Below are 16,871 nucleotides of genomic sequence, written 5' to 3'. Positions count from 1 at the left end.
TATTCCATATTATGGCAAACAAAAGAGAAACAATCGGATTCACAAGCGATCAAATCGGCATCTAAATATTTTACGATTGCTCAATTAAGATAAATCTATTCGACAATTTGGACAGAAATATCTAAGTAAGTTTTGATAAATACTTAACACGAATACTTTATTTTATCCAATTGTGTTCGAGTAGCGTTGATGGCTTTGTCGGCAATATCGTAAGCACTTGGATATTCATTTTCAGGATCTTCTCCAGGAATCCAAAACTTACGTCGAGTCAAACGAAGTGAGTTAGTAAAAGCAGGAATGGCATTGAAAATCTCCACTGCGATCGGGCCATCATAGACCTGTAAAATTGGTTCTAAGAATGATTGCCAAGGAATCCAGCTTGTATGAAGTGCGCCGCGATCGGGAGGAGAGACTTGTACATAATGAAGTCTTTTCTGTTGGGCAAGAGACGACACTTGGGCTTTGAATATCTCAGGTCCTTCGCCGTCAAGAGTTTCGTGAGCACTATCAATCACTACTCCTACTTGTTTACTTTCAACTCCATCCAAAAACTCAATTAATTGCGATAATTTATTAGGACCAGGAGTTTCCCAGTGAGTAATTGGTTCAATTGCTAATTTAACATTTTTTTGCTCTGCATATTGACCTAACTTATTAAATATTATCTGAGCATTGCGATAGCGAATTGCTAAATGCTCCTGAAGTTGATCGCTCCAAATTGGAACATTAAAATCAGTAGTTGGAAATACACCATAAGGGATGATAATCGGCCCCATCATAATTTCACCCCTTAGTGCAGCTGTTATGTCAATCCTTGACTTGAGGTACTCTAGTGCTGCTTGTCTTTGTTCGGGGTAGGGAGAACTGAGATCGAAGGTACGGGTAGCTCCGACATTAGTACTAATTTTTATATCTGCAAAGCCTTCTGAGTCTAGACTAGATCGTAAATTAGCATAATCTTTAATGTCTTTTTCGTAATTTTTATCTTCGCTAGGCGCAATAGGAAATTCAAAGCCAGTGTAACCAAACTTTTTAAGCTCTTTTATATGTTTTAGAACCGTTTGCCGATATTCTAAATCACCAGGGTTCAAATTGGTGGTAAACATGAAGAAGCTAAGGTAAATGTCAGGCAAAGATGATGAGTTGCTCATGTTAAATTTTGCGTTGTTTGCTGGTTAAATCCAAATGTCCCGAAGCAGCGAAAATAGTGGTCGATAATATCCAGATATTCATTTTTTTCCTTTTTACATTTGTTCATATTGACAAATTTACAAAAGGTTTAAAATCCAGCGCTAGAAGGGTTTATTATTCCAAATCTGGCGATTAATTTTCCAGCGATCGCAGTCTTTTTTCATTAACCATAATGCCCGAAATTTAACCTGTTTTGACGGACTACCATCTTTTGGGCTAACTGTGGCAATAGAAGTTCCTACAACATAACCAAAATCGCCAATGACTTCGATTTCTTCGGCAGTGAAAATTGGATCGATCCTGCTGTTAGCAATTTGCTCGCTAAACCCTTCAACAATATCACTAATCCCAACGCGATCGGGGACATTTGGTGCGATCCAAAGAGCATTTTCTGTATACATTTCGCCGTAACCATGCAAATTTTCAGATTTAACATTATTGGCATATACTTCTTCAAAAATCTCTTTGATCTTCTCTTTATCCTTAGATATCATAGCTAAACTCCGGTTGAGGAAATGTTGATTTTGACAAGAGGAATACCCAGAGCTACTTTGTTGAGGTCTGGGTTTCTGTTTTTGCTACAAACTAGTCACTTTGCGTAGATAATTGCGAGCAAGTAGCGCGTATGTCAAAGGTTCAGCTTTATTAGGATCTTGTTCTGCCTCCACCATGAGCCATCCTTCATAGTTAGCTTTAGCAAGCTCTTGTAAAATTGGCTGAAAATCAATTGCGCCAGCAGCATCTCCCGGAACAGTAAATATCCCTTCTCGGATGGAATCTAAAAAGCTACGACCAGTTTTTATTGATTCGTCTAAAGCTGGCTGACGAATATTTTTTAGATGAACGTGTTTGATCCGATCAGCATATTTTTTAGTTACTGTCAGAGGATCAACTCCTGCGTAGTACAAATGACCAGTATCGAGAAGCAGCTTAACATTTTCGGAATTAGTACCGTTCATCAACCGATCAATATCAGCAGAGTTTTCTACTCCCGTACCAATATGGGGATGATAGACCAACTGCATACCGTTTTCTTTTGCGATTAAACCAAGTCTGTTCAGCCCATTCACTAAATCTGACCATTGCTTATCACTAAAATGTGGCCTGTTAACTAGAGGGTCTACGTTTTTCTTCTGATGAACAGCACCACCCAATTCAGCAACCACAATATTTTTGCCATTCATCTCCTTCATGAAGGCTACTTGTGTATCGAATTCTTTAAAGGTTTCATCCTCCTTTCCTTTCTCAGTGAACAGAGTTCCCACCCAAGGTTCAGAAATTCTCAAGTGACGAAGTTCTAACTCTTTTTTTAAAACCTTCATATCTTTCGGATATTTAGGTGACATTTGCGAACCTTGGAAGCCAGATAGTGCCGTTTCACTTAGAATCTGCTGGAAAGGGATAGGAGGTGTGAGATCAATACTAAGATCATCACTATTACTCCAACCAGTCGGCGTAATGCCCAAGTTGACTTTTGTGCGGTCGAATGTTGGGTCTAAGATCGCAGGTTTAGTAGATGAAGGCGAAACCAGAGACACCAAGACTGAATTGTTTCCACTTGGAGCAGCAGTGGCGGGAAGCGTTAAGCTAGTTATCCCCACCAAAATAAAGACAAATAATAGGGCAAATAAACTATTAATCCCTTTGATTTTGGAGAAAACTGATGATTTATTCATCTTGCGCTGATTCTTTGCAAACATGACTTAGTGATTCCTAATTTATGATTGGTTATGAAAGTAGAACTCTCAAATAATCAGCAATGAGTCAAAAGTAAATAAAACTCATTGCTAACCATTGCAATGAATTTAATGCGGTGTGCAACTTTTTTCCAAATTTAAAGTGCCAGCACTGCTTTAAGTAACAAATTCATTATTGTCTGTGTAAGCCTCACAGACTATAGGCATTTGTGGGCGCTATGGATATTGGAGTTACTGAAATTATTGTTTCAGTACACGGACAAAAGTTGGTAACGATTAGAATGTTCAAAAGGATGTATTAAAATACCCTGGCGAGGATACGTATTAAAATATTCTTCGGACTCTTCATCAAGATTATCCGTAAAGATTCAGGTTTCACTGATTAGCCCCAAACTTGGAGACATTTCCGTTATAAGTAGTCCCGTCAGGCATAAGCGAATTAGCCAAATCGGTTCCATAGAAATTAGTTCCCTTAAGAATGGCACCTGATAACCTTGTATTTCTCATGTAGCTACTAGAAAAATCTGCACTCGATAAATTGGCTCGAGAAAGAATTGCTCCTTTTAGCTTTGCATTTTTCCCCAAAGCATTAGACAAATTTGCATCAGAGATAATGGCCTCTGTTAAATCTGCACCGGTTAAATCTGCGTTTAACAACGTTGTTTTACTCATCAGGGCATTATACAAATCTGCCTGAGAAAGATTAGCCCCCGTTAGGTTAGCATCCGACAAGGTGATCCCCATCAGGATAGCTCCCGATAGATTGGCTCCGGTTAAATTAGATCCTTGAAGCTTTGCATCATTGAGTAAAGCCCCAGAGAGATTTGCTTTGGATAGATTTGCCCCACCGAGTGCGCTGCCATATAAATCTTTACCTGATAAATCGACTTCCGATAAATCGCAATTAACACAGGCGTTTGTCAAAAGCAACTTTTGGTAATCTGTCGCAACGAAAGCCTTAGCGGGCAAAGTAAAGATCGTTAAGCTAAGAAAAATAGAGAGGGCAATAGTAGAGAGTCTACCAAACCAAGATGTAATACTCATGTTTTGTCTTAAAACCAGGAATTTTTGCAATTTTGTCAGGATCAAAGATGGGTCTTTTTTTAGAGGTTGAGTTAGGTGAAGCTAAATCATCGTTAATCCCTACCCATAAAGGATGTTAGCTTTTAGTAAGGCTGACTAAAGGGGGTTCGCTCCAAGTTCCGTATCCCTGTCCTTTCGCGCCAGGTGGGTTAACACCGATCGCAGTCCATAAAAGTCCTTCTGGATAGGCATGTGGACTGATAATAAAGGTTCCATCCTTTTCTTTGGTTCCAAAAACATCCCGCCAGGATTGTGGCAGTGCATACCAGGTGGCCGTATACCAAACCTTGATGATATTGCGAGCGATCGGTCCAAATTTTTCAGACGCTAGAATTTGTATGATTGATTCGTGGTTTTTTTCTTTTTTTTCAAGCTCCAACTTATGAAAAGTTGTTAACAGTTCTTCAAACAAATCTCTACCAATGATGTCTCGAATAGTTTCAAAATAAAGAGTAGCAACGCCTGTTCCCTGCAAGTGAAACTTGGAAAAACCTGTAAGAACCACTGAGAGATTCAGGAAATACTCCATAAACTCAGGTGCATTAATATCCATCAGTTATTTACCTCCACAAAAGTTTAGCATTCGCAAGTCAAAGTTAGCGCTGGTCTAACCGATAAATAGGAGCCGCATTAAACCCTGGACTGCCTGGAATGGGGTTACGCATTAAACTATTAGCCTGTTCTTTGAGGCGGAACATTCCCCCAACTGCGGGAATCAAATGCTCAGGATGTCCATTAAAAGCGTATTCAATTTTGGTTAAGAAGTCACTATAAGCGGATTGAAACTCTAAGGCTGCTGTACGTACTTCTGATCCTTCGGGATAATCACTCAGTTTGGCATTATCCTTAATCGGATAAACTGCGTTCCAATCTACGGTAAAAGATTCACCTGTAGGCTTATCGGGGTGATCGGATTTTGTCGGATCATCCTTGTCAATCAGATAATATTTCCCTCTTATTATTTGATCAAAACGATAGTCATGGGCTAGTTGTCGTTCTGCATCATAGATCGTTTCGCTTCTTGACCCCTCACCCTGATCTTGAATCACTTTTAAGGCTCGCATGGCTGAACGCAGATCGGTTACTGGGATGATGTCTCCACCACCGTTATAGTAGTATTCCGGGGTAATTTGTCGCTTAGGATCGCCACAAAATAGATCAGAACCTTTTTCTTTATAGAGTGCATTCAGACCACGAATGATCTCTGCATAAAACAAGCCAATGCTGTAGAAAGTCTTGGTCGAATCGAAGCCTATAACTTCTAGCAAACGTTCTTCCAAGCTTCGAGATGCAACTGATGCCATACTTTCTGGAACGTCTTGAGACCGTTCAATCTGACGAAAGGTCTCTATAGTCTCTTTGGAAAACTTGCTTAAACCTACTTTAAAGTCTGTAGATCCTGTGGGTAGATAGCTAGGATATTTGGGAATAAAATCAGGTGCCGTCAGGACTGGTGATTCAAATGATCCTCCCACCGCATTATAAACATTAGCCACAAGAGTTAGATGTAGCATTTCTTCTACAGCAACCGCCCGGATAATATGGAAAGCTTCTAAATTCGTTCCGGGTTTAATGGAGTAAAGTGCTGTCATGTAAGGGGGAATGGTTACATGTTCTATCTTCATTGCCTGGATGAGATAGTACTTCAATTGGTCAACCGTTGTAATCAACTTTAAGCTATCGGAGACTGTAGTCATAAGGTCTACTCACAATGTTTTTTCGACTGTGTAAGGGGTACTAGTAGTGCGTTACACTAACTCACTAACTTTAATGGGTGAATAAGTTCGTAGTAAGTTAGCGCGGTCTTGGGGGTTTCCCCCATGAGCGACTAACGAACCCGTTGGGTAAGGACTTTAGTCCTTACTTGAGCGCTCAAGCGCTCACTAAGAACCAAGTATTGTTGTCTTGGTAGAGTACTAGGGCGTATCATCAAATAGCCGTATAACTCTATCTAGGGTTGAATTTCAGCCATCATGAAGTTTTGGATTAAAAGCGGCCAAAGCCTTTCCCTGATGGAGCGTAATTTTAATTGATGACACGCCCTACCTGGCTTGCAAATTACCGACTTGTAAATTACTGGTTTGCAAATTATGAGAATTGAATTCTTTAAGCATCTGCTCGGCAAGCCTAAAACTCAGCGCGGCAATGGTCAATGTTGTGTTTGAACTGCCAATGGTTGGCATACTTCCTGCGCCAACTAGGAAAAGATTTTGATGATCCCAACAACGCAGATGACTATCAACAACTGAATTGGATCGGGTCGTTCCCATGATATGAGTTCCCGAAAAGTGGTTTCCGCCTTTGTATACGTAACCTTCACCCTCAAATTCAAAATAGGCAGGGTCTTTAGGATCGTAGTTGGTATAATCTTCCGCTCCTAAACGCCCGAAGATTACCCGGGAGACTTTTCTGGTGTAGGCAAGGGTTCTGCGACTGTAGTCGGGTAGATTGAAGCTAATGACGGGACGATAATTATCCAGTTTATCCTTGTACCTCGGATCGATGGTTACTCGGTTACTGTACTCGGGGGGTAATTCACACATGAAAGCCAGCAGTAGTTGTCGTGAAATCCGACTAATCAATGTCTGGCGGAGTTCTTGGCCATATTTGTTTTTGTTATCGACTGCATCTTCTACTTCACCCTTGGGCGATCCGGTTGCCCATCCCCAACCATCATTATGAATATCTACCGCGAAGGCGGATTGTTTGTCACGAAAATCGCCTTTACGAAATGTTCCGATTCCTGATGTCACAAGAGGCCCTCGCATAGTGCCAGTCACTTCAGGCATCAAAGCCCAAGCTAAGGTGAAAGGGTGATCCATTAAATGCCGCCCGATCATTCCACTGGTGTTAGGCAAATCAGAACCGAGCAATAGCCGAGCGTTTTCGACGGCATTAGTCGCTAAGACAAATAATGTTCCCCTAGCGGTTCCTGTAGTGTACTCACTAGAATCGGGGTTCTCATAACGCTTGTAGTGAATGGCACTGACGCGACCATTTTCGCGATCGCATTCTACCCGATAAGCCACTGCTTGGTAGAGTACATGAACCCGACCGGTTTCAAAGGCTTTAGCTAAAGTTCTGCGAGCATCATATTTGGCTTGAACCGGACAGATGGGAACACAGTTAGCGTTTCCTTGGCAACGTTCCCCATATTGAACAGGATGGGCACTGGTAACTCCGTCGGCAACAAAGCGGTTACCATCATCGTATTTAGGATTGGGTACTCCATTGCGAGCTTGAGGAAAAGTAGAGAAGCTTAATGTATGGGACTTTCCATAGAGTTCAACTGTAGCCCCATTAACTTTCTCAATAACTTTCTGATCCAAGTAAGAGGGGGGAAGCTTTTCCATCGGGAAAACATAGCCCTCTGGAAATTCCAGACCTACTTTTTTTTGCTCATCTACGTCCCCACAAACCCCCATTTCGTACTCGGCTTTGCGGTAGTATGGCTCAATTTCACTATAGTCAATCGGCCAGTCAAGACCTTGGCCGTACTTAGTGTATAACTTGAAATCTTCCGGTAACATGCGTGGGACTTTTGCTTCCCAGTGCATCGTTGTCCCACCCAGAACGCGTGTATAGGAACCCGAAAGGGGCATGGGGCCTTGTTCTATAAAATAGTCTTTGTAATCAGTGGGGCTTTGAACATTGGGATTAGCGGGATAGGGGGAGTTAGGATTTTTCTCCACCGCGCTGTAGAAGGTCTCGACGTAACTTTGAAAGCCCGCAAGGGTTAAATCTTTTTGTACCGTAGCTTCAAGGATTAAAACCCTTTTGCCCTGTTGACTCAATTCTTTAGCAACAATGGCTCCAGCTACCCCTGTTCCTACGATTACAACATCATAAAAGGTTTTAGAGACTGTCTCAGAATCGACATTTACAGTTGTCTGACTTAGGCTCATCGGTTCTCCTTACAAGTTACTCTTTGACATGAATCTATTTGGCAATATCTCTAGATATTCAATGAGAGAAGTTTTGCTGAAGCAATATCCTTATTGAAGGTTCTATTACTCATCTAACGAAGTCAACACAGACTGACTTCTTCTATGGTTGCCATCAAGTTATTCAAGAAAATTCCGGACTGTATACTTGTCATAACGTTTAGTAACATGCTCGTTTGCTAACTCTAATTCCACTAAATAAGAGGGCAAACGCATCTTGTCAGAATGAAGACGGTTTTAGCAGTCAATTTCTGAATTTGTAGATGAATTGTGTCTTTGATTTACAAACTTCACAAGTTATGTATTTCAAGCAACACCATATTATCATCACCGTAAATACGCGGTGTCAATCAGTAATATTACGTAAATATATTTACAATTTCAATCTACTTCATTAGCTCAATTCGTTTTTAATTTTTAATTTTTAATTTTTAATTCCGCCCTGTGGTACTAGTCTCATCATTGAAAACTGCTTAACCACAACTGTTTGTGCTTTTCTTCGTACCATACTCCAGGACTGCTGTAAAATTTTGTTACTTTACTCGATTTTTCATTGCCAAATATATCAACTAGACAGACTGCAACCTTACTTCTACCCCTAAACGGTTACTTTTTTTGTTCCTTTTTCAACTCCTCTAACTCACGTTAAAACTAAATTGGCAGAGTAATAATAAACTTTGTTCCCTGACCAGAGGTTGACGAGCAGTTGATTTGTCCATTGTGTTTATTCACAACAATTTGGTGGCTGATAGCTAATCCTAGCCCCGTTCCCTTACCCACAGGCTTAGTTGTAAAAGATGGCTCAAAAATTTTAGCTTGTACCTCAGGAGACATACCAAGAGCATTATCTTCGATACAAATTGTAATATTGTTTTGCTGATGATCGACCGATGTAGTAATGGTGATAGTGTTTTGGCAAGCGGCTATCTCCTCAATTGAGCGCATTTGATGAAGGCTATCAAATGCATCAATAGCATTGGCGATAACATTCATAAGTACCTGGTTCATTTGTCCGGGATAGCAAGTAATTGGAGGTAACTTACCGTATTGTGTGAAAACCTCGATTTTAGGGCGGTTTCCTTGGTCTTTTAGTCGATGTTTTAATAGCATTAAGGTGCTATTAATTCCTTCGTGAATTTGAAACTCTACCTTAGACGAAATATCGGATCGGGCAAAGGTTCTTAAAGAAAGGCTTATGTCTTTAAGACGACCAATTCCCTGGTGCATTGATAAGAAAACTTTTGATAAATCCTCAGTGATATACTCTAAGTCAATTTCTTGAATAAGTTCTTCAATTTCTGGATTTGGGTGTGCTAGCTTTTGCTGTTGCAGATTCACCAAACGAAGGAGATCCTTTACATATTCCTCAATATGAAAGCAATTCCCACTAATAAAACCAATTGGGTTATTAATCTCATGACCTATGCCTGCAACAAGTTGTCCAAGGGTAGACATTTTCTCACTTTGGATTAGTTGTAGTTGGGTTTGTTGTAACTGTTGTAGAGATTGGGATAATTCTGCGGTGCGTTCTTGCACTCTTTGTTCTAAGCTATGGGTGAGATGGGAAATTTTCAGGTGTAATTTTAATCGAGCAATGACTTCTTCATGTTGGAAGGGTTTGGTAATGTAGTCAACTGCACCAATTTCTAGCCCTTTGACTTTATCTGTAGCATCGGTCAAGGCAGTCATAAAAATGACCGGAATGTTCTGAGTGATGGCATTGGCTTTCAGCCTGCGGCAAGTTTCAAATCCATCCACACCTGGCATCATGACATCCAAGAGAATCAGATCGGGACGGGCATATTCTGTTTGTTCGATCGCTGACTCTCCATCCGTTGCCATGAGGGCTTTCCAACCACATCCCTGAATCGCTTCCGATAGAACCTTAAGATTATTTGGATTATCGTCTACCAACAGGATATGCATTGGCTTTAAAAAAGGTTCGATCATCATGGATGTGACTCCGTTGCTACAAATGATTTTAGGAACTTACGGATTTTTGCAGTTTGGAAGTTGGCAGTGAGTATGCTTAACTCACTTGCGAAAGCAGTTAACTGACTATTTTCCTTAGTTAGCTCTCCTATAATTCCCTCAATCGCTGGAATATCTCCCATCATTGCCAGATGATAAAGTTGTTGCAAAATATCCTGAGATGGTAGAATCAATTCACTATTATCTATTTGCTCATTCTTGGCAGATAAATGCTCAGGTTTAGATTGGCTATAGATCCAGTCAAATTTTAGTGGCGATCGCTTCGCTGCTGCGTCGAAGGCCGAATGCAGCGCATTGAATAGTTCATCAATTTGCAGGGGTTTAGGTAAAAATGCTGTAGCTCCTGCCTTTAAACTCTGTTGCCGATTTTCTTCAAATACGCTGGCAGTAGAGACAATAATCGGAATAATCCGAGTTTGGGGATTCTCTTGTAAGTGAAGCATTAGCTCAAAGCCATCCATATTGGGCATGGCTAAATCAAGCACAATCACATCTGGCTGATGTTCAGTTACCATCTGTAGCCCATGTTTGCCGTCGCTTGCTTCCAGGGTTCGACAGCCGACTTCTTGTAGCAGACTGGTCAACATAGAACGGTGGTTGCGATCGTCATCGACAATCAAAATTTGAGGCGCAGTACCCTGAATACCGACGATTTTCTGGTGGGTTGAGGTGATGTTTACTGGATGCCAGTCATGGGAAACTGGTACTGGTACTATCAAATCCAACCAAAATAGACTACCTTCACCAAGGTGACTCTGTACTTTAATTGGGCTGCCCATCAATGCTGCAATTCTTTGACTGATTGCTAATCCCAAGCCAGTACCTTCAGATTTGCGTCCAGCCTCACCTACTTGTTCAAAGGCTAAAAAGATTTTCTCTAGTTGGTCTGATGACATCCCAATACCTGTATCTTCAATTTGGAAGCGAATCTTCTGATATATTATTTGTGTAGTGTCATTTGTATGATGCGGAAACTCTTCCTCAATGACATCTACTTTGAATGTCACGCTACCATTGTCTGTAAATTTAATAGCGTTGCCTAGTAAGTTGATCAACACTTGCCGTAGCCGCTTTTCATCTACTTGAATGACAAGTGGTAAGCGATGGCTCATGAAAAGCTTAAATACAATCCCTTTCTGATCGGCTCGAATACTGCAAATCTCGGTGACACCATGTAAGAAAGTGGGCAAATGTACATTAGTCGCAAGCAATTCTAATTTACGAGCTTCAATTTTTGAAAGGTCGAGAATGTCATTGATTAGCATTAAAAGGTGTGTCCCACACTGGTAGATAATGCTGACGCCTTCTAGGTTTTTCTCTGTCATGTTTGGCGATGCTTCAAGCACCTGAGCAAAACCAAGGATGCCATTAAGCGGTGTACGTAGCTCGTGGCTCATATTGGCGAGAAACTCGCTCTTTGCTTCGTTAGCAGCATCAGCAGCTTGCTTTGCCTCCAGCAGTTGATGAGTTCGTTCTTCAACTTTGAACTCTAAGGTTTTGGAATAATCTAATAGTTGACTATTAGCAATTTCTAGTTGCCAATTCGCTTCTTCTAGCTTCTGCTGTTTATAGGCATTGGTTGTGGCAACCACGCTGCTGATGAATACAGCTAAAATAGGTGTTACCGGAATTAGAACACCGTGCAAAAACATTCCGTAGCCACCACCCATGAATGCGCCACTGATGCCTACAGTTGCCCAAAGAATTTTGCCGCCTGGAATCTGTCGCCCGGTACGCGCACTAGCTAAATACCAACTACCACCAGAACCGATAAAAGAGCATAAAACAATCCAGAGGGATACAGCCATCCCAGAAATGCCATGCAGGTTTGCTTTTCCTGTTTTTGCTCCTTCTACTAGTTGATGGGCAATATTGGCATGGATAACAACACCAGCTGTAGGTTTTTGGGCAGAAATCAAGGAGGAACTGAATGGTGTGCTAAAGAAGTCATTGGTACTAGCAGCAGTTGACCCAATAAATACCATGCGATCGCGCATCAGGTTTGCTGGAATTTTTCCTGCCAACACATCCCGCATCGCAACTGTGCGAAACGCCGTATCTGTTCCATACCAGTTGAGTAGAATTTGATAGCCGCCAACATCGGCATTGGAATAACCTGCTTCTTGATTCTGTAGCGGCTTGTAAATTTGATTGCCCAATTGAAACTTCTGCTGCTTTTCGTCAACGGATTCTAGAGTTATCTTTTCGGCTTCAAGATACTTGAGGGCTACAAGAGTTGCCAGTCCTGCTTTAATTTTTCCCTGTTCCTTGGCATCGGCTGCTGTAAGTAAGGCACGACGCAGATGGCGATCGCCATCTAACACCAAATCTGCTAATCCGACTCGATCGAGTTTTTTTAATTCTGGTGGCGGATTGACATGCTCCCCGGTAATTTTCTCAACGCCAATCAAATTTGGACTATTACGGAAGACTTTTACAAGTTCATCGTATCCAATGCCTTCTGGTAAATCCCGATAAAGATCCAAACCGATGGCGCGGGGTTGTTGCGCCTGGATTTTTTCTAGTAATTGCGCTAGTGACCGGTCTGGAATTGGCCATTTACCAACTGATTGGATATCTTGTTCATCAATTGTGACAATTACGATTTTCTCAGCTATTGTATTTTGCGATCGCTGTCGTATCCATTCATCACGAAGTTTCCACTCAGGCAAATTAAAAAGTCCCAAAGACTGCCCAACAATAACTGTTAGAGCAATACTGGGACTAATAATCAAAACACTGCCAGAGCGTTGGATGAAAGCTTGGAATTTACGCCACATAATTTCGCTAGAGGCTTACTTAAATAATATTGATTAGTATTCGTCAGCTATTACTCCATTAACACTTCTCTGAAATTGGGGATTGGGCATTGGGGATTAGGAAGAAAATATTACCTACTAGTACATGGCGTAAATCAAGCTACCATTTTAAAACTTACAAAAGCCTTGATATACAAAACTTTTGACTTCCGCCTTGCAGTACTAATCCCCACTGCTCAGTTTCTAATTAGCAGATCCTACTAAAGGAACTGTTGCAATATCCTTTAAGCTAACTGAGGAAAGAAGTTCTTCCCATTGCTTGATGATAGCCGCATTTTTGGGTTGGGCGGTATGTAGCACAGCCATTGTTGCTACACAGTCATACCACACTCCGTTTTTACCGAAAGCAGCTGCTTGCTTTAAAGCATCTTCCTGCTCCATCGCTGTTGCCAGTTCAGCAGTAGGCTGGATACGCTGAATCCAACCATCAACGTAAGGCGTGCTTGGGCCAAGTGTCCTGTTCAGTTTCAGTGCCAAAAACCAGTGGTAGTTTTTCCCAACAGTTAAAGCGGGTGCATCAGCTGGTAATTTAACTGCGATCACCCCAGCTTTAAGAGCAACAGGAATAGTCATTTTATACTCCATATTGCCAGCTTCATCCTTGAGGCTAAACACAGCTTCTTCTGCATTAGAAGCAGGGAGGTATACCAAAATTGTGGGGCGTTCAGACACCGTTGTGCCATAGAAGCTTTGAGGTAGAAGTGCGATTAGCGCAGCAGGGCCTCCTGCTACAGTCGAAGGGTTCAAGTCATAAGTACCGAGGCGAGACGCGCCTCCAGATGCTTCGCTGGGAGCGCTGTTACCTTTGGGGGTAAAGAGATCGCCACGAGACGCGCCTCCAGATGCTTCGCTGGGAGCGCTGTTACCTTTGGGGGTAAAGAGGTTCCCACGGGACGCTCCTCCGGTTGCTTCGCTGGGAGCACTGTTACCTTTGGTTGGGGTAAAGAGGTTGCCACGGGATGCTCCTCCCGTTGCTTGGCTGGGAGCACTGTTACCTTTGGTTGGGGTAAAGAGGTTGCCACGGGATGCTCCTCCCGTTGCTTGGCTGGGAGCACCATTTTGGACAGGTGGGGTAAAGAAGTTGCCACGGGACGCTCCTCCCGTTGCTTGGCTGGGAGCGCCATTTTGGACAGGTGGGGTAAATGTTACAGCATAGGCACTAGCCCATGTACTGCTAGCTATCAAAGCGATGATGCTCAATGCACTAGTTAAATATCGACGTTTCATGATGTTTGACCTCATTTGAGTAAATAGTGATATGTAATACATCAAAATCACTGGCCTAAAAAAGCATAGGATACTTCTAAACACTATCTATGATAAGGAAGCTTACTAGCATTTGTATCCGAATTTAGGCTGAAATCCCATAAAGGAGATGTTTTTTTTGTGTATAGTCATAGAAAAAAATATACGTAATTACAGCCAGTTTCCAACCAAAACAAAGGCAGACCAAAAGAACGGGTCATGGAAATCAGTTTGGTGAATCAGGTTAATTTGTGCTTGCCGTAGTGCTTCCGCTTTAGTAACTCTGGGTTGCCGTAGTTGTTGATAGAAGCGAGTCATGAGCATCTGGGCTGCCTTATCTTTGACTGGCCAAAGTGTGGCAATGGTAGAACGGGCACCGGATTTAACAGCCAAGCCTGCTAGTCCAAGAACGGCGCGATCGTCTCCCGTTGCGGTATCGCAGGCACTCAGTACCAATAATTCGATCGCTTTTGATGAATTACCACTACGATTTTTAAGGAGTTCGGACAACTCCTTCACATTAATTTGTCCATCCCACGTAAGTAAAAAGGTATCTTCGATCCGGGAGCTAAACTGTCCGTGGGTTGCTAAATGGACAATATTGGCATTACTGGATTTGACATGAGCGGCCAGGGCAAGAGTTGTAAATTTTTGGTTCAGTAACATTGAAGATGGCACAGTATGAGAGATTTCCTTGACTTCGGATTCCACTGATGGCAAGGCACTAAAACCAGATCGAGATTGGCTGATACCGCCGATAATTGCATCAATATGGTTTGAAGAGAGCGATCGGTTCGCCATTAGTTGCAATCCTGGTGAGAGTGCCACAGCATACTTCTCAATCAGATATTGATTACCGTCATACAGGGCTGCGATTGGAATATTCCGCAACCGACCATCCAAAACAAATACCAATGTCTTAGTATCAATGAATGCTTGATCTTCTTCTGGTTTTTGAATCAGCCAGCCATAAATCTGCCGGGACAATTGATCCCGAACTTTTGAGTCTGAGACTGGGTTGAGACCAACAAGGAAATTATCTAGAGTTTGCTCAATTTCAGCTTGAGATTTTAGAGTCACATAATAACGCAGTGGTTGTCCAGCTTTGGAGAGAATTACTCCTAAGCGATCGCTTAAAATAATCGGATAAATAACCGTGGCCGTGGGGTCAACTTTGTCAATCTGCTGGGTTTTATCTAAACAAGCTTCACGGAAAAAGTTATCAAGTTCGGCGATTTGGAGTGACTCAATCAATTCCCGCGCTTGCATCAATGCAGCCTGGGTTGGTTGCTCATCGAGAAGTAAACCCACCAGTTCCCGATAGACAGGCTCCACACTTTCGCGGAAAGAAAATTGCACATCGGGGTTAACAGCAACCATATCGCCTCGCAGTGCCTTTAATGACTTAACTGCTTCTGTATAGGCTGTAATTGCTTCTTTGCGATCGCCTTGTTGTTTATACAACTGTCCCACCTGCCATGCTGATTGAGCAATCAGATCCTCAGCTTGGAGTTGACGGGCAATATTCAGGGATTTCTCGGCTAGTTCCTTTGCCTTAGACCACTGTTTTGTGCGACGGTAGAGTTGTGCCGACTGATGCAGTGCATAGGCTTGGGCAGTTGCATCCTGAATTTTTTCGGCAGACTTAACTGTGTCTGCCATCAGTTGTACCAAATCTTTGCTTGGTAAAACTCGATCGGGATTTTCTAAGCGATTTAAGGTTGCGACAAAATTAATCGCTGCATTAAGGGAACTATGACTGGGTGGTAGTTCTGACAACTGTTGTCGTAATTGAGGCGCGAGGGGAATTGCATATTCCAGTTTGTTGTAATCCACCAATAATTTGAAATGAGCTAAACGCGCTTGTAAAGCTTCATTCGGGTTCGTAGCTGCTGTTTGGGCATCTTCAAAGTAATTTAATGCTGCTTCTGGGTTTTGTAAGTCAGAGGCAACTTTCCCTAGACTCGAAAGAATAGAACTTAACTGGGTTTTAGCGGCAATTTTGTTCGCTGTGGCTAAACTTTGTTCTAAAACTTGCTGGCTTTTGGCATCACCGATGGCGTGCAAAGCTAAACCCAGCGATCGCAACCCACTAACTTTGATTTCTGAATCTGGCATTGTTGCTAGCTTTTGGGTTAGCGTCTCCAACTGTTGTTTCGATCTGCGGTAAAATCCCAAACTTTGTAAGGCTTGTGCCTGGTTGATTTGACTGCCTATGCTGCCCATTTTGTCGCCTGCCTGCTCATAATATTTTTGAGCTTGTTGCCAAATTTCTAGGGCGGTTTCAGTTTTGCCTGTATGCAGTTGAAAATTTGCTTGAGTATTCAGTACTTGCGCCCAGATAATCGCATCGGCAGAGGGTTTAGCCGATTGCAAAATTTTTATACTTTGTTCGATAGATTGTCTAGCTACTTCCCACTGGTTGAGTTCCTGTTGTGCCAATGACAGGTAACTCAAACTTAGGGCTTCGTTGGCGCGATCGCCTTGGTTATGGTACTGTTGTGCTGCCGTTTGCCAAACCGTCACTGCTTCAGAAAAACGCCCCGATTGGTAGAGGTTGCGTCCAAGTTCTAGCCAATTGGCAGGTTGGGTAGAAGAAAGAAATGGGGTTGTTACTGGTGGAGATGCTTTTACAGGTGTAATGGTAAATGCTAAACACAAACTTAAAATACTGAGGCTGATATATAGCCAACGAGTTTGTTTAATTCCGAAAGCCATAAAAAAATACTTAATTATTGAGCCGTTTGGTTCACAATTAGTCACAACACAGGTTTTTAGGAAATGACTATATGTATAATTCCCAACTTATAAGGCGAACTATCAGCTGATGAGCGATCGCATAAAATTAAAATGCTGTGTCATTTTGGGTTAACCTATGACCACCTTCTTTAGCAGCGATG

General features: G+C 42.1%; 11 protein-coding genes. All 11 read right to left on the bottom strand.

Annotation, left to right across the window (positions count from 1 at the left end; all coding sequences use genetic code 11):
* Nucleotides 1-143: 143 nt before the first annotated feature.
* Nucleotides 144-1,151: a sugar phosphate isomerase/epimerase family protein gene (locus V7K32_RS25225; protein ID WP_334997096.1), complete on the bottom strand. Its 1,008-nt coding sequence runs from the start codon at nt 1,149-1,151 to the stop codon at nt 144-146.
* Between the two features lie 141 nt (nt 1,152-1,292).
* A complete protein-coding gene (locus tag V7K32_RS25220; protein ID WP_334997094.1) occupies nt 1,293-1,685 on the bottom strand; it encodes a YybH family protein in 393 nt (130 codons plus the stop codon).
* Between the two features lie 84 nt (nt 1,686-1,769).
* A complete protein-coding gene (gene iolE, locus V7K32_RS25215) occupies nt 1,770-2,867 on the bottom strand; it encodes a myo-inosose-2 dehydratase (RefSeq protein ID WP_334997092.1) in 1,098 nt (365 codons plus the stop codon).
* A 396-nt stretch (nt 2,868-3,263) separates the two neighbouring features.
* Nucleotides 3,264-3,977, bottom strand: coding sequence for a pentapeptide repeat-containing protein (locus V7K32_RS25210; RefSeq protein WP_334997091.1), 714 nt, complete (start codon nt 3,975-3,977; stop codon nt 3,264-3,266).
* A 70-nt stretch (nt 3,978-4,047) separates the two neighbouring features.
* Entirely contained in the window at nt 4,048-4,524 is a 477-nt protein-coding gene (locus V7K32_RS25205; RefSeq protein WP_334997089.1) for a hypothetical protein, read from the bottom strand.
* A gap of 43 nt (nt 4,525-4,567) precedes the next feature.
* The gene (locus V7K32_RS25200) at nt 4,568-5,668 is read right to left on the bottom strand and encodes a ferritin-like domain-containing protein (RefSeq protein ID WP_334997087.1); all 1,101 of its coding nucleotides are present in this window, start codon (nt 5,666-5,668) and stop codon (nt 4,568-4,570) included.
* Nucleotides 5,669-6,013: 345 nt separating this feature from the next.
* On the bottom strand, nt 6,014-7,876 hold the full coding sequence (locus V7K32_RS25195) for a GMC family oxidoreductase (protein ID WP_334997085.1): 1,863 nt from the start codon (nt 7,874-7,876) through the stop codon (nt 6,014-6,016).
* A gap of 690 nt (nt 7,877-8,566) precedes the next feature.
* Nucleotides 8,567-9,868 (bottom strand): hybrid sensor histidine kinase/response regulator, encoded by a 1,302-nt coding sequence (locus V7K32_RS25190; protein ID WP_334997083.1) that lies wholly within the window; start codon nt 9,866-9,868, stop codon nt 8,567-8,569.
* Nucleotides 9,865-12,687, bottom strand: coding sequence for a CHASE2 domain-containing protein (locus tag V7K32_RS25185; RefSeq protein WP_334997081.1), 2,823 nt, complete (start codon nt 12,685-12,687; stop codon nt 9,865-9,867). The genes V7K32_RS25190 and V7K32_RS25185 overlap by 4 nt, the downstream gene beginning before the upstream one ends.
* A 222-nt stretch (nt 12,688-12,909) precedes the next feature.
* Entirely contained in the window at nt 12,910-13,953 is a 1,044-nt protein-coding gene (locus tag V7K32_RS25180) for a DUF928 domain-containing protein (protein WP_334997079.1), read from the bottom strand.
* A gap of 189 nt (nt 13,954-14,142) precedes the next feature.
* Nucleotides 14,143-16,689 carry a CHAT domain-containing protein gene (locus V7K32_RS25175; RefSeq protein WP_334997077.1) on the bottom strand — a complete coding sequence of 849 codons (2,547 nt, stop codon included), beginning with the start codon at nt 16,687-16,689 and terminating at the stop codon, nt 14,143-14,145.
* Between the last annotated feature and the right edge of the window lie 182 nt (nt 16,690-16,871).

The organism is Nostoc sp. (assembly GCF_036917635.1).
Classification (GTDB): Bacteria; Cyanobacteriota; Cyanobacteriia; order Cyanobacteriales; family Nostocaceae; genus Nostoc.
Note: the sequence above shows the minus strand (reverse complement) of the source record. Positions and strands in the feature narration are given on the sequence as shown.